We start from the raw sequence: 19,930 nt of genomic DNA on the forward strand, positions 1-19,930 counted from the left end.
GCCCCTCAAGCGTTCCCTCGACGCCGCATCACCGGAGGCAACACCGTGAAGGAAATCCTGGACGCGATCCAATCCGAGGACAGCACCGCCGCGGACTTCGCGGCCCTGTCGCTCCCCGAGTCCTACCGCGCGATCACCGTGCACAAGGACGAGGCGGAGATGTTCGCGGGGCTCGAAAGCCGCGACAAGGACCCGCGCAAGTCGATCCACCTGGACGACGTCCCGGTCCCCGAACTCGGGCCCGGCGAGGCCCTCGTCGCCGTGATGGCCAGTTCGGTGAACTACAACTCCGTCTGGACCTCGATCTTCGAGCCGGTGTCGACGTTCAGCTTCCTGGAACGCTACGGAAAGCTCAGCGAGCTGACCAAGCGCCACGACCTGCCGTACCACGTCATCGGCTCCGACCTGGCGGGCGTCGTCCTGCGCACCGGGCCCGGCGTGAACGCCTGGAACCCGGGTGACGAGGTCGTCGCGCACTGCCTGTCGGTCGAGCTGGAGTCCTCCGACGGCCACAACGACACGATGCTCGACCCGGAGCAGCGGATCTGGGGCTTCGAGACGAACTTCGGCGGCCTCGCCGAGATCGCCCTCGTCAAGTCCAACCAGCTGATGCCCAAGCCCCAGCACCTCAGCTGGGAGGAGGCCGCCGCCCCCGGCCTGGTCAACTCCACCGCGTACCGCCAGCTCGTCTCGCGCAACGGCGCGGGCATGAAGCAGGGCGACAACGTGCTGATCTGGGGCGCCAGCGGCGGACTCGGCTCCTACGCCACCCAGTTCGCGCTGGCCGGCGGCGCCAACCCGATCTGTGTCGTCTCCAGCCCGGAGAAGGCCGACATCTGCCGCGCCATGGGCGCCGAGGCGGTCATCGACCGCAACGCCGAGGGCTACAGGTTCTGGAAGGACGAGCACACCCAGGACCCCAAGGAGTGGAAGCGCTTCGGCAAGCGCATCCGCGAGTACACCGGCGGCGAGGACATCGACATCGTCTTCGAGCATCCGGGCCGCGAGACCTTCGGCGCCTCGGTCTACGTCACCCGCAAGGGCGGCACCATCACCACCTGCGCCTCCACCTCGGGCTACATGCACGAGTACGACAACCGCTACCTGTGGATGTCCCTCAAGCGCATCATCGGCTCCCACTTCGCCAACTACCGCGAGGCGTGGGAGGCCAACCGGCTCATCGCGAAGGGCAAGATCCACCCGACGCTCTCCAAGGTCTATTCCCTCCAGGACACGGGCCAGGCCGCCTACGATGTCCACCGCAACCTGCACCAGGGCAAGGTCGGCGTCCTGGCGCTGGCACCGAGCGAGGGCCTGGGCGTGCGCGACCAGGACATGCGCGAACAGCACATCGACGCCATCAACCGCTTCCGCAACGTCTGAGGTTCTCCGATGAACGAACGTCAGAAGGACCGGCCCTGGCTCATGCGGACGTACGCCGGTCACTCGACCGCCGAGGCGTCCAACGAGCTGTACCGCCGCAACCTCGCCAAGGGCCAGACGGGTCTCTCGGTCGCCTTCGATCTGCCCACGCAGACCGGATACGACCCGGACCACATTCTCGCCCGCGGCGAGGTGGGCCGTGTCGGTGTTCCCGTCTCGCACCTCGGTGACATGCGGCGGCTGTTCCAGGACATCCCCCTGGAGCAGATGAACACCTCGATGACGATCAACGCGACCGCCATGTGGCTGCTGGCGCTCTACCAGGTGGTCGCCCAGGAGCAGGGGGCCGACCCCGACAAGCTCCAGGGGACCACGCAGAACGACATCGTGAAGGAGTACCTCTCGCGCGGGACGCACGTCTTCCCGCCGGTGCCCTCGCTGCGGCTGACCACGGACATGATCACGTACACGGTCGACCGCATCCCCAAGTGGAACCCCATCAACATCTGCAGCTACCACCTCCAGGAGGCGGGGGCCACCCCGGTCCAGGAGGTCGCGTACGCCATGTCGACCGCCATCGCGGTGCTCGACGCGGTCCGCGACTCGGGCCAGGTGCCCGAGGAGAAGTTCGGTGACGTGGTCGCCCGCATCTCGTTCTTCGTGAACGCGGGCGTCCGCTTCATCGAGGAGATGTGCAAGATGCGCGCCTTCGGCCGCATCTGGGACCGCGTCACCCGCGAGCGCTACGGCATCGCGAACGCGAAGCAGCGCCGTTTCCGCTACGGCGTCCAGGTCAACTCCCTCGGGCTGACCGAGGCGCAGCCGGAGAACAACGTCCAGCGGATCGTCCTGGAGATGCTGGCCGTCACCCTTTCCAAGGACGCCCGCGCCCGCGCCGTGCAGCTGCCGGCCTGGAACGAGGCGCTGGGGCTGCCCCGGCCCTGGGACCAGCAGTGGTCGCTGCGGATCCAGCAGGTACTGGCGCACGAGAGCGATCTGCTGGAGTACGAGGACATCTTCGCCGGTTCGCACGTCATCGAGGCCAAGGTGGACTCGCTGGTCGAGGAGTCGCTGGCGGAGATCGACCGGATCCAGCAGATGGGCGGCGCGATGGCGGCCGTCGAGTCCGGCTACCTCAAGTCGGAGCTGGTCTCCTCGCACGCGGCGCGGCGGGCCCGGATCGAGGGCGGCGAGGAGAAGATCGTCGGCGTCAACATCTACGAGAGCACCGAACCCAACCCGCTCACCGCCGACCTCGACGGCGCGATCATGACGGTCGACCCCGAGAACGAGGCCCGGGTCGTGGCCGCCCTGCACGAGTGGCGGGACAACCGCGACGAGACGCGTGCCTCCGAGGCGCTGGCCGCGCTGAAGAAGGCCGCCGCGGGCACCGAGAACATGATGGAGGCCACCGTCGAGTGCGCCCGCGCGGGCGTCACCACCGGCGAGTGGTCCTGGGCCCTGCGGGACGTCTTCGGCGAGTTCCGCGCGCCCACCGGGGTCTCCTCGGCCCCGGTGGCGGTCACCGCCGAGCCGGGCAGCACGCTGGCCCTGGTGCGCGAGAAGGTCACCCGCACCTGCGCCGACCTGGGCGTGGGACGGCTGCGCCTGCTGGTCGGCAAGCCAGGCCTGGACGGGCACTCCAACGGGGCCGAGCAGATCGCCGTACGGGCCAGGGACGCCGGGTTCGAGGTGGTCTACCAGGGCATCCGGCTGACCCCCGAGCAGATCACCGACGCGGCGATCGCCGAGGACGTGCACTGCGTGGGCCTGTCGATCCTGTCCGGCTCGCACGCCGAGCTGGTCCCCGACGTCCTGCACCGGCTGCGCGAGGCCGGGGCCCCGGACATCCCGGTGATCGCGGGCGGCATCATCCCGCCGGCCGACGCCGCCGCACTCGTCGAAGCCGGTGTGGCCGCCGTCTTCACCCCGAAGGACTTCGGCATCACCGAGATCATCGGCCGTATCGTCGACGAGATCCGGAAAGCGAACAAGCTCGACCCTCTGGAGGTCCCCGCATGACCACGCCCACCGCCCCCGTGAACCGGCTGCGCCCCCGCCGTTCGTGCCTGGCCGTGCCGGGCTCGAACCCGCGCTTCCTGGAGAAGGCCCAGGGCCTCCCGGCCGACCAGGTGTTCCTGGACCTGGAGGACGCCTGCGCGCCGCTCGCCAAGGAGGGCGCGCGCCACACCATCGTGGACGCGCTGAACAACGGTGACTGGAGCGGCAGGACCCGGGTCGTGCGGGTCAACGACTGGACGACGCACTGGACGTACCGGGACGTCATCACGGTCGTCGAGGGCGCGGGTCCGAACCTCGACTGCATCATGCTGCCGAAGGTCCAGGACGCGCAGCAGGTCGTGGCACTGGACCTGCTGCTGACCCAGATCGAGAAGACGATGGGCTTCGAGGTCGGGCGGATCGGCATCGAGGCGCAGATCGAGAACGCCAAGGGCCTGGTGAACATCGACGACATCGCCGCCGCCTCGCCCCGTCTGGAGACGCTGATCTTCGGCCCGGCCGACTTCATGGCCTCGATCAACATGAAGACCCTGGTCGTCGGCCAGCAGCCGCCCGGCTACCCGGCGGACGCCTACCACTACATCCTGATGCGCATCCTGATGGCGGCCCGTACGCACGACCTCCAGGCGATCGACGGCCCGTTCCTCCAGATCCGTGACGTGGACGCCTACCGCGAGGTGGCCGGCCGCGCGGCCGCCCTCGGCTTCGACGGCAAGTGGGTGCTGCACCCGGGTCAGGTCGACGCGGCGAACGAGGTGTTCTCGCCCTCGCAGGAGGACTACGACCACGCCGAGCTGATCCTCGACGCCTATGACTGGTGCACCTCCGAGGAGGGCGGCAAGAAGGGCTCCGCGATGCTCGGCGACGAGATGATCGACGAGGCCAGCCGCAAGATGGCGCTCGTCATCGCGGGCAAGGGGCGGGCCGCCGGAATGCAGCGCACCTCGAAGTTCGAAGCTCCGGAGGCCTGATCATGCAGTTCGGACGCACCTTTGAGGAGTTCGAGGTCGGTGCTGTCTACAAGCACTGGCCCGGGAAGACGGTCACGGAATACGACGACCACCTCTTCTGTCTGCTGACCATGAATCACCACCCGCTGCACATGGACAGCAACTACGCGGAGAGCACGACCGACTTCGGCAAGAACGTGGTCGTCGGCAACTACGTCTACTCACTGCTGCTCGGCATGTCGGTGCCGGACGTCTCCGGAAAGGCCATCGCCAACCTGGAGGTCGAATCGCTGAAGCACATCGCGCCGACCTTCCACGGCGACACGGTCTACGGCGAGACGACCGTGCTGGACAAGACCCCGTCGAAGTCCAAGAACGACCGCGGCATCGTGTACGTGGAGACCAGGGGCTACAAGCAGGACGGCACCGTCGTCTGCGTGTTCCGACGCAAGGTGATGGTCCCGACCGAGACGTACATCAAGGAGCGTGGCGGAGAGCAGCCCGGCCGCCCGACGCCCGCCAAGTAACCGTGTGCAGCCTTAAGGCCATCCGCGTGAAGCCACAGGAGAAGCAGCCATGACGCGACTCGCCCAGACCTCCGGTCTGAACGACATCCAGCGGGAAATCCTCTCCACGGTCCGGGATTTCGTCGACAAGGAGATCATTCCGGTCGCGACCCAGCTGGAGCACCGCGACGAGTACCCCACGGAAATCGTGGAGGGGCTCAAGGAACTCGGCCTGTTCGGGCTGATGATCCCCGAGGAGTACGGGGGTCTGGGTGAGTCGCTGCTCACCTACGCGCTGTGCGTGGAGGAGATCGCGCGCGGCTGGATGAGTGTGTCGGGCATCATCAACACGCATTTCATCGTGGCCTACATGCTCAAGCAGCACGGCACCCAGGAGCAGAAGGACACCTTCCTGCCGCGGATGGCGCTGGGCGAGGTGCGCGGGGCCTTCTCGATGTCGGAGCCGGCGCTCGGTTCGGATGTCTCGGCGATCTCGTCGAAGGGTGTGAGGGACGGCGAGGAGTACGTCCTCAACGGCCAGAAGATGTGGCTGACGAACGGCGGAACATCGAATCTGGTGGCCGTACTCTGCCGAAGTGACGAAGGCCACCCCGAGGGCACCGCGCCGCACAAGTCGATGACCACCTTCCTCGTCGAGAAGGAGCCCGGTTTCGGAGAGGTCCGGCCCGGCCTGACCATCCCCGGGAAGATCGACAAGATGGGCTACAAGGGCGTCGACACGACCGAGCTCATCATGGACGACCTGCGCATTCCGGCCAATCGTGTTCTCGGGGGCACGACCGGCCGAGGGTTTTACCAAATGATGGACGGCGTCGAGGTGGGGCGGGTGAATGTCGCCGCGCGTGGTTGCGGTGTCGCACAACGTGCATTCGAGCTGGGTGTTTCGTACGCGCAGCAGCGCCACACCTTCGGCAAACCGATCGCCGAGCACCAGGCGATCCAGTTCAAACTGGCCGAAATGGCCACCAAGGTCGAAGCCGCTCATGCGATGATGGTGAATGCGGCACGCAAAAAGGACTCCGGGGAACGAAACGACCTGGAGGCAGGGATGGCGAAGTACCTCGCCTCCGAGTACTGCAAGGAAGTCGTCGAGGACGCCTTCCGCATCCACGGCGGTTACGGCTTCTCCAAGGAGTACGAGATCGAGCGCCTCTACCGTGAGGCACCGATGCTGCTGATCGGTGAAGGTACCGCCGAGATCCAGAAAATGATCATTGGCCGGCGCCTCTTGGAGGAGTACCGATTCCAGGGCTGATTGTCCCTTTCGAGGTGATTTGGTGGCGAAGAACATCACACCAAGTCACCCTCGGCGGGTGCCTTTCCGCCGTCCGACTCGGCTGCTGGCTTGCCCAGTTGCGCCCGGCAACCGATACCATCGCCGGAAAGCCGCCGTCCCCCGTTGCCAGCGCGGCATCATCCGCTACGAAGGTCATTCATGCCCGACAGCACTTCCTCCGCATCCCGCGGCGGGGTCCGCATCGCCCGCGGAGCATCGCCGTGGCTCCTGCCGACCGTCGCCACCGCAGCCCTCAGCCTGGCCCGCGCCCGCAAGTCGGGGCGCTGGGCAGCAGCGGCTGTGCCCACCACCGCGCTCGCGGCGGGCATGCTGTGGTTCTTCCGTGACCCCGAGCGCGAGATCACTGACGGCCGGGTCATCTCCCCGGCCGACGGTGTGGTGCAGAGCATCATGCCGTGGAAGGACGGGCGCACCCGCGTCGCGATCTTCATGAGCCCGCTCAACGTCCACGTGAACCGCGCTCCGCTGGCGGGCACCGTGACGTCGGTCGAGCACATCCCGGGCGGCTTCGTTCCGGCGTTCAACAAGGAGAGCGAGAACAACGAGCGCGTTGTCTGGCACTTCGACACCGAGCTCGGCGACATCGAGATGGTGCAGATCGCGGGAGCGGTCGCCCGTCGGATCGTGCCGTACCTCCCCCAGGGCACGAAGGTGGAGCAGGGCGAGCGCATCGGCCTGATCCGCTTCGGCTCGCGCGTGGACATCTACCTCCCGGAGGGGATCGATGTCGCGGTCGAGGTCGGTCAGACCACCACCGCGGGGGTGACTCGAATTGACCGTGATTGATCCTGATACCAAGGCCGGCTGGGTGCCGGAAGCCGACGACGAGAGCGACGTCGACGGCGCGGAGGAGATGCCGCTCTCGATGCGGCTGTCGATAGCGGACACACTCACGCTCGGTAACGCGACGTGCGGGTTCATGGCGGTGTACTTCACCACCACGGGCATTCTGATCCCGCACCTCACGGGCAGCGACGAGACGGGCATGGCCCGGCACTCGGCCGCCACCGCCGTGATCCTCATGCTGATGGCCGCGATCTTCGACCTGTTCGACGGTCTCGTGGCGCGCAAGCTGCGCTCCTCGCCGATGGGCGCCGAGCTGGACAACCTCTCGGACCTGATCAGCTTCGGGCTCGCACCGGCCTACTTCGTGCTCGTGTACGGCATGGTCGCCGACGACGCCCACCAGCGGGTGTCGGCGCTGGCGGCGATCGTCGTGCTGCTGGCGGTGGTGCTCAGGCTTGCGAGATTCTCCTGCGTGACGCTGAAGGACGGCATGTTCCAGGGCATGCCGAGCCCCTTCGGCGCGCTGACGGTCGTCTCGATCGTGCTCCTGGAGCTGCCGTTCATCCCGACGCTCCTCGCGATCGTCGGTGTGGCGTGGCTGATGGTGAGCCGCGTGGAGTACCCCAAGCCGCGGGGCGTCCTCGCGGTGGCGATGCTCGGCTGGATCGTGGCCGCGATGGGCCTGCTCGCCGCGTGGGCGTTCGACGCGCCCGGCGGTCAGCTGCTCCTCCAGACCGGCTGCGCGCTCCAGGTGGTGCTCGGCGCGGTGATCCCGCTGTTCGCCACGGCGCGACGGGTGAACACGTTCCGTGACAACCGGCGCGAGGCGCGGGCGGCACAGCTGCCGTAGCGGCGGACACGCGCAGGACGAGGGCGAGGGCCCGGATGCTCCCCGGCATCCGGGCCTTCGTGCGTTCCCGGCACGCTCAGGCGTTCCGGACGCCCGTACGTTCCCCGGCGCCCGCGTCACTCGTCGTCGCGGGGCTCCAGGCTCCAGATCAGCTCGGCGCGCAGGGGACCCGTCCGGGAGAGGACGGCGCCGTGGACGGGGGCGAGAGCGGCGAGCTGGGAGGCATGGCACAGGACCGCCTCGCGCTTGGCCGCCCACTGCTCGTCGGAGAGCACCAGCTCATGGCGGACGGTGGGCCGGCGGGTGCGGCTCAGCTCCTGGTAGGCGGGCCCCCAGTCCTCGCTCGCGGCCAGCGCCTCGTCCGCACCGGGGGTGCCCCATTCCGGGAGGTGTCCGGTGTAGGGCAGGTCGGCGTACACCCAGGGCTCGGGCGCCCCGGCGGCGGCGAGGACCCGCTGGGTGCGCAGCCGGACGGCCCCGTGGTCGGGCTGGTTGGTGCCGAGCGGTACGAGGACCCGGGTGCCGGGGGCCAGGGTGCGCAGCAGGGGGTCGAGGCCGAAGGGCTCGTCGCCCTCGCCGACGTACGGGCCGTCGGGGTGGTCGACGAGGACCTGCTCGGCCCCGAGGAGCTCGCAGGAGCGGGCGTCCTCGGCCCGGCGCGCCCGGTACGCCTCGACGGCGGAGCTGAACCCGCAGAGGGCGTCCCAGTCCGAGACCGGGAGCCCGGGGGCCGGGGAGCCGCCGTGGACGGTGACCACCGCGAGGGGGCCGGGCAGGGTGGGCAGCAGTCCCGCGAGGGAGAGGGCGGCGTCGTCGAAGTGCGGCGAGATGACGACGGTGCGCCAGGGCGGGGGTACGGCGATGGGCACGGTTCCTCCGGAGGGGTTGCGGGCGGTGGTCAGGGGCCCGGGGTGCGGCGGGGGATGTCCAGCGGGGCCAGGGCGGCGTCCCACGCGGCGTCGTCGCCCTCCCAGCGGCTCGGGCTGAGGACGGCCGTGCCCCACAGGACGCCGGGCGGGAGCGCGGCGGTGTCCGTCGGGGGCGTACGGCGCAGCCACAGCAGGTCGAAGTCGTGGTCCGGGTAGCGGGTGCGCAACAGCCCGTGCAGGTCGGCCATTTCGGGAGCGCCGCTCTCGTCGAACGCGTCCTGGTGGACGTACAGGACGCGGGACCGGGAGGCGGTCAGGGCCCGCCAGCGGTCGGCGAGGTGGGCGAACTTGGCCCGGACCGCCGGATGCTGCTCGGCGATGAGGGCCGGGGTCAGCGGGGCGCCCTCCGGGGCGTGGAACTCGTGGAAGAAGCGGATGTTGGAGCCCCGGTCCCGTACGCAGGCGCCGTCGCTGAACGGTTCGCCGAGGCCGGGGCGGAGGACGTTGGCGAAGTCGGCCTCGATGGTCTCCTTCACGGCGATGAGATCGAGGTCGAGCCAGTCGAAGAAGTGGGCCCGCTCGACGCCGGTGATCCGGCGGAGCTGGTAGGTCGACTCGCAGTGGTAGCCGAGCCCGACGCAGACGTCGTACATCGCGGACTCCGTCAGACGCCGGTGCGCCGCAGCAGGACTCCGATACTGCCGCGCTTGCTCAGATAGGCGCGACCGCCGCAGACGGCCTCCAGCGCCGGGGCGACGAGCGGCGTCTCGTCGGCCTTCTCCCAGTGCGGGGTGTGCTCCAGCCAGGGCGTCAGCCGGGCGGCGAGCGTCTCCGGCGCCAGGGCGACGAAGACCAGGTCGGCGGGGAGGCGGTCGAGCAGGGCGAGATCCTGGCCGTAGTACAGCATCTCGATCAGGAGGTAGGCGGCGCCGGGGAGTTCCGGGTGGGCGGCCAGGTCCTCCAGGGACTGCGCGTGGACGTGCGCGCTGTCCCCGGCCCGGGTGGCCAGTCGGTGGCGGAAGACCGGGTTGGGCTCGGTCGCGTGGACGGTGAAGCCCTTGTCGACGAGCCGGGTGGTGAGGGCCCCCTCGCAGGCTCCGACCTCGACGAGGGGGCCGCTGCCGGGCGGGCAGTGCCCGGCGATCCACGCGACGGTGGTGTCCAGCCGCTCGGCCTCGTAGGCGGACGTGGCGAATTCCCAGGGGTCGGGCACCGAGGCGGCGTCCTCGTCGAGGCTGGCCAGGAGCGCGAACAGACGCTCGCGTTCGTCGGGTCCGGCCGCGAAGAAGCGTTCGGTGGCGTGGACCCGCCCGGTCCGGACGACGTACTCCTCCGAGGCGGTGCGCAGCAGGTGTCCGCACTGCCGGTTGACGAAGCCGAGCTTGGCGGTGACCTCGGCCCGGTCCAGGGGGCGGTCCAGGTCGCTGATGAACTGGAGGTAGGGCGAGTGGCCGACGGCGTGCAGGACGGGCCGTTCACCGGCGGCGAGGGCGGCGTCCCGGCCGAGCCGCCCGCGGCTGCGCCGGGTGTCGGCGGGCGAGTGGGTCCACAGACGGGCCGGGCCGCCCTGGGCCGAGGCCTCGACGAGGGCGGCCAGCGCCCCGGGTCCGGGCGAGGCGGCGTGCTCGTCGACCGGCCCGACCAGCGGGGCCAGGGCATGGAGCCGTTCGGCGAGCGGCCGGCCCGCCGGGAGCACCAGGCGCTCGCCGGTGTCGCCGCACAGGACGTGGACCTCGGCCTCCCGGCCGCTGAGCACGGAAAGGAAGTCCAGGACCGCGTCCTCGGCCCTGAGTACCGCCACGATGTCGATCACGGAAGGATCCCCTCAGCAGGACTCGTCAGGACATGGTCGGAAGCCGGCGGCCCCGGCCCGAGGGCGCGGAGTCCGGAATGAGCTAATCACCGGCACCCCATGTGGTCCAGACCAATTTTCCGCCGATCATGAAGCCCGGAAGAGCGGCCGCCCGAAGCCGGAGCCCCCACTGACGCCGTGCCGGAACCGGATTCCCGCCCACGTCCGACGGTTGAGATCCGGCCATCCGCGGTCGTCCTTCATGTCCGGCGCTTACCATCCCGCGCGCCGGGCCGCCAGAGGCGAAACCCTGCTGTCGGCTGAGCCGTTCCACCGACCGGATGAGTAGCCGCGTCCCGTCACCAGGGCACTGTCCGCTTCTAGGATCGCCTCGCTGTCGACGCCCGGACCATTCGGCCAGGGCGCGGAGCAGAGGACCAGGGGGGTCCGAAGATGAAGCTGATGCTGGTGGGGAGACACGTGGCGGCGGTCGCGGCGGCGGGGGTGCTGCTGGCCGGGTGCGGCGGGTCGGCGTCGAAGGGCGGGGACGGGCCGGACCCGAAGGCGAGCGGATCGCCGGAGCGGGGCGGCCGGGCGGCCGGCGGCGGGGAGACGGGGGCGACGGGGGCGACGGGGAAACCGGACGCGAAGGAGTCCACGCTGCCAGGGGCACTGCCCAGCGCCTACGAGTTCACGCCGGACCCGGCGCGGGTGCCGAAGGACGCGGCCCGGGCGCGGGAGCTGACCCGTGGCGCCGCGCTCGGGGAGGCCGACTGGACGGCGGGGATGGTCCGGCACACGCCGTACGAGAGCGGCGGCACCTGGCCCGTGCTGGCGGACTCCTGCGTCTGGAGTCGCTCCGCGCTGCCCGACGGGGTGCTGGACAGCTTCACCCGGCGGCTCGACGTACCGGCACGCGACGGCAGGGGCCGCGTGCAGGGGGCGGTGACCGTGACCGTGCACCGGAGCGTGGCGGGCGCCGAGAAGGAGATCGAGGACACCGTGCAGGAGAGCTTCCGCTGCCCGCGGCAGGAGTTGGGCGGTGGGCAGCACCTCAGCGGTCTGATGTCGCTGCGGTTCGACCAGAAGGACGTGCGCAACGCGGACGCCTCGCTGTTCGAGGCGGGGAAGTACACCGGCCCGGAGTCGGGCGGGATCCAGGACTACGTCTGGACCAAATCCCGGATCGGTCCGGTGACGACGGCCGTGTCGGTCAAGGGCGCGAAGGGCTACAAGAACAGCGACCTGCTGCGGATCGCCGCCGAGGGCGGCGCCAAGGTGCTCTACCGCGTCGAGCTGGAACTGAAGTGACCGCGAGCCCGGACGAAAGGCACTGACCCCTGATGGAACCGCTCCGTTCCACCGACCCGGCACGGATCGCCGGGTACCGCGTCCTCGGCCGGCTCGGCGCCGGGGGCATGGGCGTGGTGCTGCTGGGCCGGTCGGCCGGCGGCGCGCTGGTGGCGATCAAGCTGATCCGCGCGGAGTACGCCGACGACGCCGCCTTCCGCGCCCGCTTCCGGCGGGAGGTGGCCATCGCCCGGCAGGTGCGCAACCGGTGGGCGGTGCCCGTGGTCGACGCCGACACCGAGGCGCCCGCCCCGTGGCTGGCCACCGAGTTCGTGCCGGGGCCCGCCCTGAGCGAGGCGGTCGGCAGCGGGGGCGCGCTGCCGGAGCGCGGGGTGCGGGCGCTGGGCTCGATGCTCGCGGAGGCGCTGGAGGCCGTCCACGCGGCGGGGCTCGTGCACCGGGACGTCAAGCCCGGCAACGTCCTGCTGGGCCTGGACGGGCCCCGGCTGATCGACTTCGGGATCGCGCGGGCCCTGGACGACACCGTCCTCACGGCGACGGACGTGATCGTCGGCTCCCCCGGCTTCCTCTCGCCCGAGCAGGCGCAGGGGCGGCGGATCGGACCGGCGAGCGACGTCTTCTCGCTGGGCTGCGTCCTGGTGTACGCGGCGACCGGCGGGCGGCCGTTCGGCAGCGGCCCGGTGGAGGCGATGCTGTTCCGCACCGTGCACGACACGGCGGACCTGAGCGCGCTGCCGCCCGGACTGCTCCCGGTCGTCGAGGCGTGCCTGTCCAAGGACCCCGGGGGCCGTCCCGCGGCGGCGGACATCCGCCGGGCGTTCGCCGAGGACGTGTCGGGCGGCAGTTGGCTGCCCGGTCCGGTCACCCATCTGATCGCCGAGCGCTCGGCGCGGATGCTCGCCCTGCCCGACATCGACGCGACGAGCCTGGACGCCGGCACGACGGGCGGCCCGGACACCGGCACGGGCACCGGAACACGGGCCGGAACCGGTGGCCGGGACACGGTCACCGTCCCGGCCTCCCCCGCCCGTCGCCGCCTCCTCGCGTACGTCGTCGGCGGCGCGGCGCTCGCGGCGACGGGCGGCACCGCCGCGTGGCTGGCCTCCTCCGGCGACGGCGACGGCGACGGCTCGGGCGGCAGGGGCGAGGGGGACGGCGGGAAGGCGGTCCGCCCGGAGCTGCACATCGGGCTCCAGGCCGACCTGAGCGGCCCGTCGGCGGCCCTCGGCAGGGGACAGGACCGGGCGGCGCGGCTCGCGGTCGCGGAGCACAACGTTCAGGGAGACGCGCCGTTCACGCTGCGGCTGACCACGGTCGACGACGGGGGCGACGAGGAGCGGGCCAGGGCGGCGGTGCGCCGGTTCGCCGAGGACCCGCTGCTGGTGGCCGCCCTGGGCGCGACCGGCACGGCCGCGGCGCGGGAGGCGCTGGTCGCGTACGACGAGGCGGCGCTGCCGCTGCTCAGCGTGGTCGACGGGGACATCCGGCACCTCAACCGGATCTTCCTCTGCGCCCGGCCGCGCAACGACCTGCAGATGCTGCCGGTGGCCCAGTTCCTCGGGGCGTACGAGATCGACCGGATCGCGCTGGTCGACGACGGCACCGAGTACGGCCGGCAGACCACCCGCTTCCTCGGCACCGGGTTGCGCGGCAACGGCCGCACGGTGCTCGCCGAGACCGTACGGGAGGGCACGCGCGACCTGGACGCGGAGGCGGAGCGGATCGCCGCGAAGCGGCCGGGGGCCGTGGTGTACGGAGGCGGTTGGCGGGACGCCGGACGGTTCGCCAAGTCGCTGACCAGGGCCGGTTTCCTCGGGCCGAAGATCGGCACCCAGGCCGTGCACGACCCGCGATTCCTGGCGGAGGCCGGCGAGGACGCGGCGGGCTGGCTGGTCGTCTCGACGGCCGCCGATCCGGCTTCCGTGCCCTCGGTGCACCCGTTCGCCGCCGCCTACCGCAAGCGGTTCGACAGCGCGCCGCCGCTGTTCGCGGCGGAGGCGTACGACGCGGTCGGGCTGATCGCCGCCTGTGCGCGGGGGCTGGGCCGGGAGCGGATCAGCCGCCAGGACCTGCTGCCCGCGCTGCGGACGACCTCGTACAAGGGGGTGTCCAAGAGCTACGCCTTCGAGCCCGCCAACGGGACGTACACCGGGACCGGGGTCTTCGTCTACCGCGTGGAGCGCGGGCGCTTCCGGTACATCGGGATGGACGGCCGGGAGGTCTGACCGGGTGTCCCCGGCCGGACCTCCCGGCAGCGGTCAGGAACCGGCGGTGAAGGACTCCGCCGCCGCCGCGACCTCGGCCGGCCGGACCACCTTCAGCCCGCCGGCGGCGCCCGCGTCCGGCTTCATGATGACGCTCTCCCGGGTGGACGGGGCCTTCGGGTCCGAGAAGTCGTGCGACACCCCGAACTCGCTCCCGTACCCCTTGATGGTGAGCAGCGCCTTGTCGATGCCCTCGCGGGTGAGGTCCTTGTCGTCGCAGGCCTTCGACAGCGCCTCGCCGAACAGGGAGGCCGCCGTGTAGCCGGCGACGACGCCGTTGTCGAGCACGTCCTTCGGGTACTGGGCGGCGTACTCCTTCGCGAGCTTGGCGGGGCCGTCGCCCGGGTCCCCGATGGGCAGGGTGGAGGCGGCGACGTAGTAGTCCTTGAGCAGTGCGGGGCCCGCCTGGGTCTTCAACAGCTGAGGAGCGAAGGCCGAGTTGTTGCCGACGACCGGGACATCGAAGCCGGTGGCCGCCGCGACGCCGACGAGCGAGGCCGCCTGGCGCGGGCCCGCGCTGACGATCACGGCCTTGACCCCGGCCTGCTTGAGGGCGGCGACCTGGGCCGTCATGTCGTTGTCGGTCGGCTTGATCTTCTGCTCGACGACAGTCAGCCCGGCCTCCTTCGCCGCGTGCTTCGAGCCGACGAGCGCGTTCTCGCCGTAGTCGCCCTCGAAGTACACATGACCGATCTTGTCGCCCTTCGCGATGCGCTTCTCGGCGAGGAGATAGTCGATGAGGTTGATCGTCTCCACGTCGTAGGTGGCGCCGATGACCCGGATGTACGGGGAGCCCAGCAGATTCGCCGACCACGCCTGCGGCAGCACGAGGCCCTTGTCCTGGCCGTCGACGCGCTGCTCGACGGCGGCGACGAACGGGGAGCCGATGAACTGGGCGAAGCCCACCACCTCCGGCTCCAGCTCGGTGTAGGCGGCGATCGCCTTCTGCGGATCGTAGCCGTGGTCGCGGACCGTCAGTTCGATCTTCCGGTCGCAGATGCCGCCCTCGTCGTTCGTCTGCTCAACCCACAGCTGCTGCGCCTGGGTGACGCTCTTGCCCAGCGAGGCGTAGACGCCGGTCATGTCGGTCAGCACGCCGAGGGAGATCGTCGAGGAGGAGACCCCGGGGCCCGTCTTGATCCCGCCCTCGCCCTCCTCGGTCGCCTTGCCGTCGGTCGCCTTGCCACTGCACCCGACGAGGGTGACGGCGAGGGTCGCGACCACGGCCGTGAGCACTCTGAGTTTCATGACTTCTCCCCTGGATTCTTCGGAGCCGCGGGCTTCTTCGCGCGTGCGAGGCCCAGGCGGGCGAGGCCGCCGGGCAGGAACAGGACCACCGCGACCACCGCGGCGCCGTACAGATAGCGGGACGCCTCACCGGGCGCCAGCCCGCCCGTGCCGGGGGCGGAGACCAGCGGCAGGGAGTCGCTGTAGTGCGTGAACACCTGCGGGAGCAGGGTGACGAAGGCGGCGCCGATCACGGCTCCGCCGACGCTGCCGAGCCCGCCGATGACGATCATGGCGAGGTATTCGAGGGACAGGATCATGCCGAAGTACTCGGGCACGGTCCGCTGGAAGACCAGGGCGAGCAGGACGCCCGCGAGGCCCGCGTACATCGAGGACAGGACGAAGACCCCGGCCCGGTAGCGGGCCACGGGCACGCCCATCACCCCGGCCGCGATCCGGTGGTCACGGATGGCGTTCATGGCCCGTCCGGGCCGGCCGCGCAGCACGCCCCGGGCGAACAGCGCGCTCAGCAGGAGCGCGAGCAGTCCCGCGTACCAGAGCTTCTCCGAGGAGCCGAACGGGACGGCGGCGACGACGAGTTCGGTGTCGTCGAAGGTGAACCCGAACAGCGACAGCGGTGGTACGGCCCGGCCGTTGTAACCGCCGGTCAGGGAGTCCGCGTTGAACAGGACGTGCTGCCCGATGAAGATCAGCGCGAGGGTCGCGATGCCGAGGTAGGCGCCGCGCAGCCGGCCGGCGATGGGGCTGAAGAGCCCGCCCGCCGCTCCGGCGAGCAGCACGGCGAGGATCGCGGCCAGCCAGGTGGGCAGCCCGAGTCCGGTCAGCGTGTGCCCGTTCTCCGTGCTGCTCTCGCCCGCCAGGACGGAGTAGCCGTACGCGCCGACCGCGAGGAAGAACGCGTGCCCCATGGAGAGCTGCCCGGTGGCGCCGGTGAGCATGTTGAGCCCGATGGCGCCGATCGCCGCCGCCATCGCGAACAGCCCGGCCTGGAGCCAGAAGCGGTCCAGGTAGAAAGGGAGGACGAGGAGCAGGAGGGAGCCGATGAGGACGGCGTACGTACGGGGCCTGCGCAGCCGGTCGGTGAGGCCCTGGGCGCGGGTGGGTGCGGGGGCCGGTGCGGCAGGGGCTTCGGCGGCGGGGGCGGCTTCGGCGGTGGTGTCAGACACGGGCCGACTCCTTCGTGCCGAAGAGGCCCGCGGGCCGGATGAGCAGGACCGCCACCATCACCAGGTAGGGCGCCAGGTCGCCGATGCCCCGGCCGAGGAAGGCGAGGTCGCTCTGGTAGCCGGTGGCGAGCGACTCGGTGACCCCGACGATGAGCCCCCCGGCGAGCGCCCCGGTGGTGGAGTCGAGTCCGCCGAGGATCGCCGCGGGGAACGCCTTGAGCGCGGCGAGCGAGGTGGCGCGCTCCAGGCCCGGGGTCGGGAACACGGTGAGGAAGAGGGCGGCGACGGCGGCGAGCGCCCCGGCGACCGCCCACGCGGCGAGCGAGACCCGCCCCAGCTTGATGCCCATGAGCGCCGCCGTCTGCGGGTTCTCGGCGGCGGCCCGCATCGACACACCCCACGAGGTGTAGCGGAAGGCGAGCAGGAACACCGTGATCAGCAGCCCGGCGGCGAGGAACGCGGCGATCCGGGTCTGGGCGAGGGTGATGCCGCCGACGGAGACGACCTCGTTGCCCCAGGGGTCCCCGAGGGCGAGCACGTCCGTGCCCATCCGGCGGGTGAGTTCGGTGATCAGGAGGATGTCGACGCCGATGGTGACGATCGCCAGGACGCTGTGGTCGCTGCCCCGGTAGCGGCGCATCACGAAGAACTCGATGCCCGCCCCGACGGTCGCCGCCCCCGCGATCCCGACGAGCAGCGCGGGCCAGAACCCGATGTCGTCGTGGAGCACGGCGGTGACGTAGCCGCCCGCCAACAGCAGGGACGCGTGGGCGAAGTTGACGACTTCGGTGGCCTTGAAGATGACGACGAACCCGAGCGCGATGAGTGCGTAGACCGAGCCGATCGACAGGCCGCCGAGGAGGAGTTCGACGAACGTGGTCATTGAGGTGCTCCCAAGTAGGCCTGGACGACGGCCGGGTCGTTCTGGACCTCGGCCGGAGTGCCCCCGGCTATCCGTCGTCCGAAGTCGAGTACGGTCACCGCGTCCGCAAGCCGCATCACCACCCCCATGTCGTGCTCGACCAGCACGATGGAGATGCCGAGGCTGTCGCGTACGTCGGCCACGACGGCGGCGGTGCGGCGGCGCTCGATCGCCGTCATCCCGGCGATCGGCTCGTCCAGCAGCAGGACCTTCGGCTCCATGCACAGGGCACGGCCCAGCTCGACGAGCTTCTGCTGCCCGTACGGCAGTGATCCCGCCGGGCGCTCCAACTCCCCGTCGAGGCCGATGAACGCGGCGATCTCCCGGACCCGGTCGCGGTGGCGCCGTTCCTCCCGGGCGGCGGAGGGCAGCCGCAGGCCGGTGGCGACGAACCCGGAGCGGGTCAGCCGGTGGCGGCCGAGCAGGAGGCTGTCGGCGACGGTAGCGTGCGGGGGCAGCGCCAGGTTCTGGAAGGTGCGCGCGACCCCGAGGTCCGCGATGGTGTGCGGCGGGAGTCCGGTGAGCTCGGTGCCGCCGAGGCGGACGTGCCCGGAGGTGGCGCGGTAGACGCCTGAGAGGACGTTGAAGCAGGTGGACTTGCCCGCGCCGTTGGGCCCGATGACGGCGTGCACGCTGCCGGGTTCGACGGTGAACGAGACGCCGTCCAGGGCGGTGAGCCCGGAGAAGCGGACGGTGACGTCCTCGACGGCGAGCGCGGCCGTCGTGCTGTGCGCGGAGACCGTGGCGGTGGTGGTCACGCGGACCACCTGCTCAGGGTGCGGCGGTTCCGGGCCGCCGGGTCTGCGTCCGCCGCCGCGTCCTCGTCGACGACGCCGAGGTAGCGGCGGCGGACCTCGTCGGACGCGGCGAGTTCGTCGGCGGGCCCCGACAGGGCGACCTCGCCGACGTCGAGGACGTACGCCGTGGAGGCGAGCCGCAGCGCGATGGCCGCGTTCTGCTCGACGAGCATGACGGAGGTGCCGCTCGCGTTGATCTCCTGCACGGTCTCGGCGATCCTGGCCGCCATCAGCGGGGCGAGGCCGAGCGAGGGTTCGTCCAGCAGGAGCAGCCGGGGCCCCGCCATCAGGGCTCGGCCCATCGCCAGCATCTGCTGCTCGCCGCCGGACAGCAGCCCGGCCCGCTGGTGCGCGCGGTCGGCGAGCACCGGGAACAACTCGTGCACCCGGGCCAGCGCGGCACTCGCCCCCTTGCGTCCGCCGCGTGCCCCGAGGGCTCCCGCCCGCAGGTTGTCGGCCACCGTCATCCGGGCGAAGACCTGCCGGCCCTCCGGCACCTGGACCACTCCGGCGGCCACCACCTGGGCGGGCCGCAGCCCCTCCAGGGGGCGGCCGTCGAACCGGATGGTTCCGGTGCCCGTCCCGCGGTGGAAGCCGAGGGTCCGCGAAACGGCCCGCAGCAGCGTGGTCTTGCCCGCGCCGTTGCCGCCGAGTACGGCGGTGATCCCGCCGTCCGGCACATCGACGGAGATGTCGCGCAGCGCCCGGACCGGTCCGTAGCCGACGGACAGCCCGCGGATCTCTAGCGTTGCCATGCGTCCTCCTCCTTCCGCCTTGTCGTGTCGTGCTCGTCTGTCGTCTGGTTGGTGGGGGTGGTGCCACAGACCAGCACCGGGCGGGACGTGCGTCCACGGCGCGGGACCGACTCGATGCGGGCGACCAGCGAACGAAGGGCCTCGTTGTGCACGCGCACAGACGCGGTGACGGGCGGGCGCCCGCCCGTCCGGCCGCTGGCATCCTCATCGGTCATCAGGAACGCCCGGACCGGGGGACGGAGCGGCGGATGCGGTGTGGGACGCGGTACGGGGCGCTGCTCGGCCCGCTGCTGGCGGGCGGGGCGCAACCGGACCTGGTGGAGCGTGCGGCGCGCGGCCTCGGGCTGCCGGAACGGGGGCGTTACGCGGTGGTGGTGCTGGGCGCGCCCGTGCCGGAGGCCGCGGTGGCGGAGGGCGCGGACGCGGACGGGGCGCGCTGGTGGTGGTGCGGCGCGGGGGACGGGGACGTCGCGGTGGTGCTGCTGGGTGCGGCGGGTCCGGCCGGGGCGGTGGCGCGGCTCGGTGAGCACGGTGCGGGGCCGGGGGGCATGAGTCCGGTGGTGGGCTCGCCGACGCAGCTGGGCGCGGCACGGCGGCTGGCGGGCACGGCGCTGCTGACGTGTGCGCCCGGCAGCCGGGAGGTCGTCCGGCTCGACGAGCGCCTGCCGACGGCGCTGCTGGTGAGCGGCCCGGAGCTGTCAGCCCGGCTCCTCGCGGAGGTGTTCGGTCCCCTGCTGGCGCTGGTACCGGCGGAGCGCGCGGTGCTGGTGGGGACGCTGGAGGCGTGGCTGGAGTGCGGGGGTTCGGTGGGGCGGGCCGCGGTACGGCTGCGGTGCCATCGCAACACGGTGTTCAACCGGCTGCGGCGGCTGGAGCGACTGACCGCGCGCTCGCTGTCCCGGCCGCGTGAGCTGGTCGACCTGGTGCTGGCGCTGGACGTGCTGAGGCTGTCGTCGGCGCCGCCGTGAGGCGGGGGCCCGTGGCGCGGGGC

Annotated in this window: 18 protein-coding genes; 10 read left to right on the forward strand and 8 right to left on the reverse strand. The window is 71.4% G+C overall.

The genetic code is table 11. The features are described from left to right. Positions 1 to 45: 45 nt before the first annotated feature. The 7 genes from ccrA to pssA all read left to right on the forward strand — a co-directional run bounded on the left by ccrA (position 46) and on the right by pssA (position 7,815). Positions 46 to 1,383: a crotonyl-CoA carboxylase/reductase gene (ccrA, locus tag ACIRJT_RS26430; protein WP_403913571.1), complete on the forward strand. Its 1,338-nt coding sequence runs from the start codon at positions 46 to 48 to the stop codon at positions 1,381 to 1,383. Between the two features lie 9 nt (positions 1,384 to 1,392). After that, on the forward strand, positions 1,393 to 3,405 hold the full coding sequence (locus tag ACIRJT_RS26435; protein ID WP_403913573.1) for a protein meaA: 2,013 nt from the start codon (positions 1,393 to 1,395) through the stop codon (positions 3,403 to 3,405). Beyond that, on the forward strand, positions 3,402 to 4,376 hold the full coding sequence (locus tag ACIRJT_RS26440; protein ID WP_403913576.1) for an HpcH/HpaI aldolase/citrate lyase family protein: 975 nt from the start codon (positions 3,402 to 3,404) through the stop codon (positions 4,374 to 4,376). The genes ACIRJT_RS26435 and ACIRJT_RS26440 overlap by 4 nt, the downstream gene beginning before the upstream one ends. 2 nt (positions 4,377 to 4,378) lie before the next feature. After that, entirely contained in the window at positions 4,379 to 4,882 is a 504-nt protein-coding gene (locus ACIRJT_RS26445; RefSeq protein WP_403913579.1) for a MaoC family dehydratase, read from the forward strand. Positions 4,883 to 4,931: 49 nt separating this feature from the next. After that, positions 4,932 to 6,137, forward strand: coding sequence for an acyl-CoA dehydrogenase family protein (locus ACIRJT_RS26450; RefSeq protein WP_403913582.1), 1,206 nt, complete (start codon positions 4,932 to 4,934; stop codon positions 6,135 to 6,137). A 180-nt stretch (positions 6,138 to 6,317) separates the two neighbouring features. Then, on the forward strand, positions 6,318 to 6,965 hold the full coding sequence (locus tag ACIRJT_RS26455) for a phosphatidylserine decarboxylase (protein WP_371626902.1): 648 nt from the start codon (positions 6,318 to 6,320) through the stop codon (positions 6,963 to 6,965). 22 nt (positions 6,966 to 6,987) lie between these two features. Beyond that, on the forward strand, positions 6,988 to 7,815 hold the full coding sequence (pssA, locus tag ACIRJT_RS26460; RefSeq protein ID WP_371628047.1) for a CDP-diacylglycerol--serine O-phosphatidyltransferase: 828 nt from the start codon (positions 6,988 to 6,990) through the stop codon (positions 7,813 to 7,815). A 116-nt stretch (positions 7,816 to 7,931) separates the two neighbouring features. Here the strand turns inward: pssA and ACIRJT_RS26465 are convergent, their stop codons facing one another. Genes ACIRJT_RS26465 through ACIRJT_RS26475 form a run of 3 tightly spaced genes read right to left on the reverse strand, consistent with a single transcriptional unit; the run spans position 7,932 to position 10,497 of the window. Then, positions 7,932 to 8,684, reverse strand: coding sequence for a PIG-L deacetylase family protein (locus tag ACIRJT_RS26465; RefSeq protein ID WP_403913585.1), 753 nt, complete (start codon positions 8,682 to 8,684; stop codon positions 7,932 to 7,934). A 29-nt stretch (positions 8,685 to 8,713) separates the two neighbouring features. Next, a complete protein-coding gene (locus ACIRJT_RS26470) occupies positions 8,714 to 9,337 on the reverse strand; it encodes a papain-like cysteine peptidase (RefSeq protein ID WP_403913588.1) in 624 nt (207 codons plus the stop codon). Positions 9,338 to 9,348: 11 nt separating this feature from the next. Then, entirely contained in the window at positions 9,349 to 10,497 is a 1,149-nt protein-coding gene (locus tag ACIRJT_RS26475; protein WP_403913590.1) for a hypothetical protein, read from the reverse strand. A 432-nt stretch (positions 10,498 to 10,929) separates the two neighbouring features. On the opposite strand from ACIRJT_RS26475, the gene ACIRJT_RS26480 reads away from it, so the two are divergent. Further along, positions 10,930 to 11,787, forward strand: coding sequence for a hypothetical protein (locus tag ACIRJT_RS26480; protein WP_403913593.1), 858 nt, complete (start codon positions 10,930 to 10,932; stop codon positions 11,785 to 11,787). Between the two features lie 32 nt (positions 11,788 to 11,819). Continuing rightward, the gene (locus ACIRJT_RS26485; protein ID WP_403913596.1) at positions 11,820 to 14,012 is read left to right on the forward strand and encodes a bifunctional serine/threonine-protein kinase/ABC transporter substrate-binding protein; all 2,193 of its coding nucleotides are present in this window, start codon (positions 11,820 to 11,822) and stop codon (positions 14,010 to 14,012) included. A gap of 33 nt (positions 14,013 to 14,045) precedes the next feature. On the opposite strand, the gene ACIRJT_RS26490 is transcribed toward ACIRJT_RS26485, so the two are convergent. From ACIRJT_RS26490 to ACIRJT_RS26510, 5 genes are read right to left on the reverse strand one after another with little or no spacing between them, the layout of a single operon-like run. Next, positions 14,046 to 15,299, reverse strand: coding sequence for an ABC transporter substrate-binding protein (locus ACIRJT_RS26490; RefSeq protein ID WP_403913599.1), 1,254 nt, complete (start codon positions 15,297 to 15,299; stop codon positions 14,046 to 14,048). Then, a complete protein-coding gene (locus ACIRJT_RS26495; protein WP_403913602.1) occupies positions 15,296 to 16,465 on the reverse strand; it encodes a branched-chain amino acid ABC transporter permease in 1,170 nt (389 codons plus the stop codon). Before ACIRJT_RS26495 ends, ACIRJT_RS26490 begins: the two co-directional genes overlap by 4 nt. Beyond that, positions 16,458 to 17,348 (reverse strand): branched-chain amino acid ABC transporter permease, encoded by an 891-nt coding sequence (locus tag ACIRJT_RS26500; RefSeq protein ID WP_403913605.1) that lies wholly within the window; start codon positions 17,346 to 17,348, stop codon positions 16,458 to 16,460. The genes ACIRJT_RS26495 and ACIRJT_RS26500 overlap by 8 nt, the downstream gene beginning before the upstream one ends. After that, positions 17,345 to 18,145 (reverse strand): ABC transporter ATP-binding protein, encoded by an 801-nt coding sequence (locus tag ACIRJT_RS26505; RefSeq protein ID WP_403913608.1) that lies wholly within the window; start codon positions 18,143 to 18,145, stop codon positions 17,345 to 17,347. The genes ACIRJT_RS26500 and ACIRJT_RS26505 overlap by 4 nt, the downstream gene beginning before the upstream one ends. Then, entirely contained in the window at positions 18,142 to 18,939 is a 798-nt protein-coding gene (locus ACIRJT_RS26510) for an ABC transporter ATP-binding protein (RefSeq protein WP_403913610.1), read from the reverse strand. Before ACIRJT_RS26510 ends, ACIRJT_RS26505 begins: the two co-directional genes overlap by 4 nt. Before the next feature lie 248 nt (positions 18,940 to 19,187). On the opposite strand from ACIRJT_RS26510, the gene ACIRJT_RS26515 reads away from it, so the two are divergent. Next, positions 19,188 to 19,907 (forward strand): PucR family transcriptional regulator, encoded by a 720-nt coding sequence (locus ACIRJT_RS26515; RefSeq protein ID WP_403913613.1) that lies wholly within the window; start codon positions 19,188 to 19,190, stop codon positions 19,905 to 19,907. Positions 19,908 to 19,930: the final 23 nt, after the last annotated feature.

The sequence above is a fragment of the Streptomyces sp. NPDC102283 genome, assembly GCF_044766265.1.
In the GTDB taxonomy this organism is placed as follows: Bacteria; Actinomycetota; Actinomycetes; order Streptomycetales; family Streptomycetaceae; genus Streptomyces.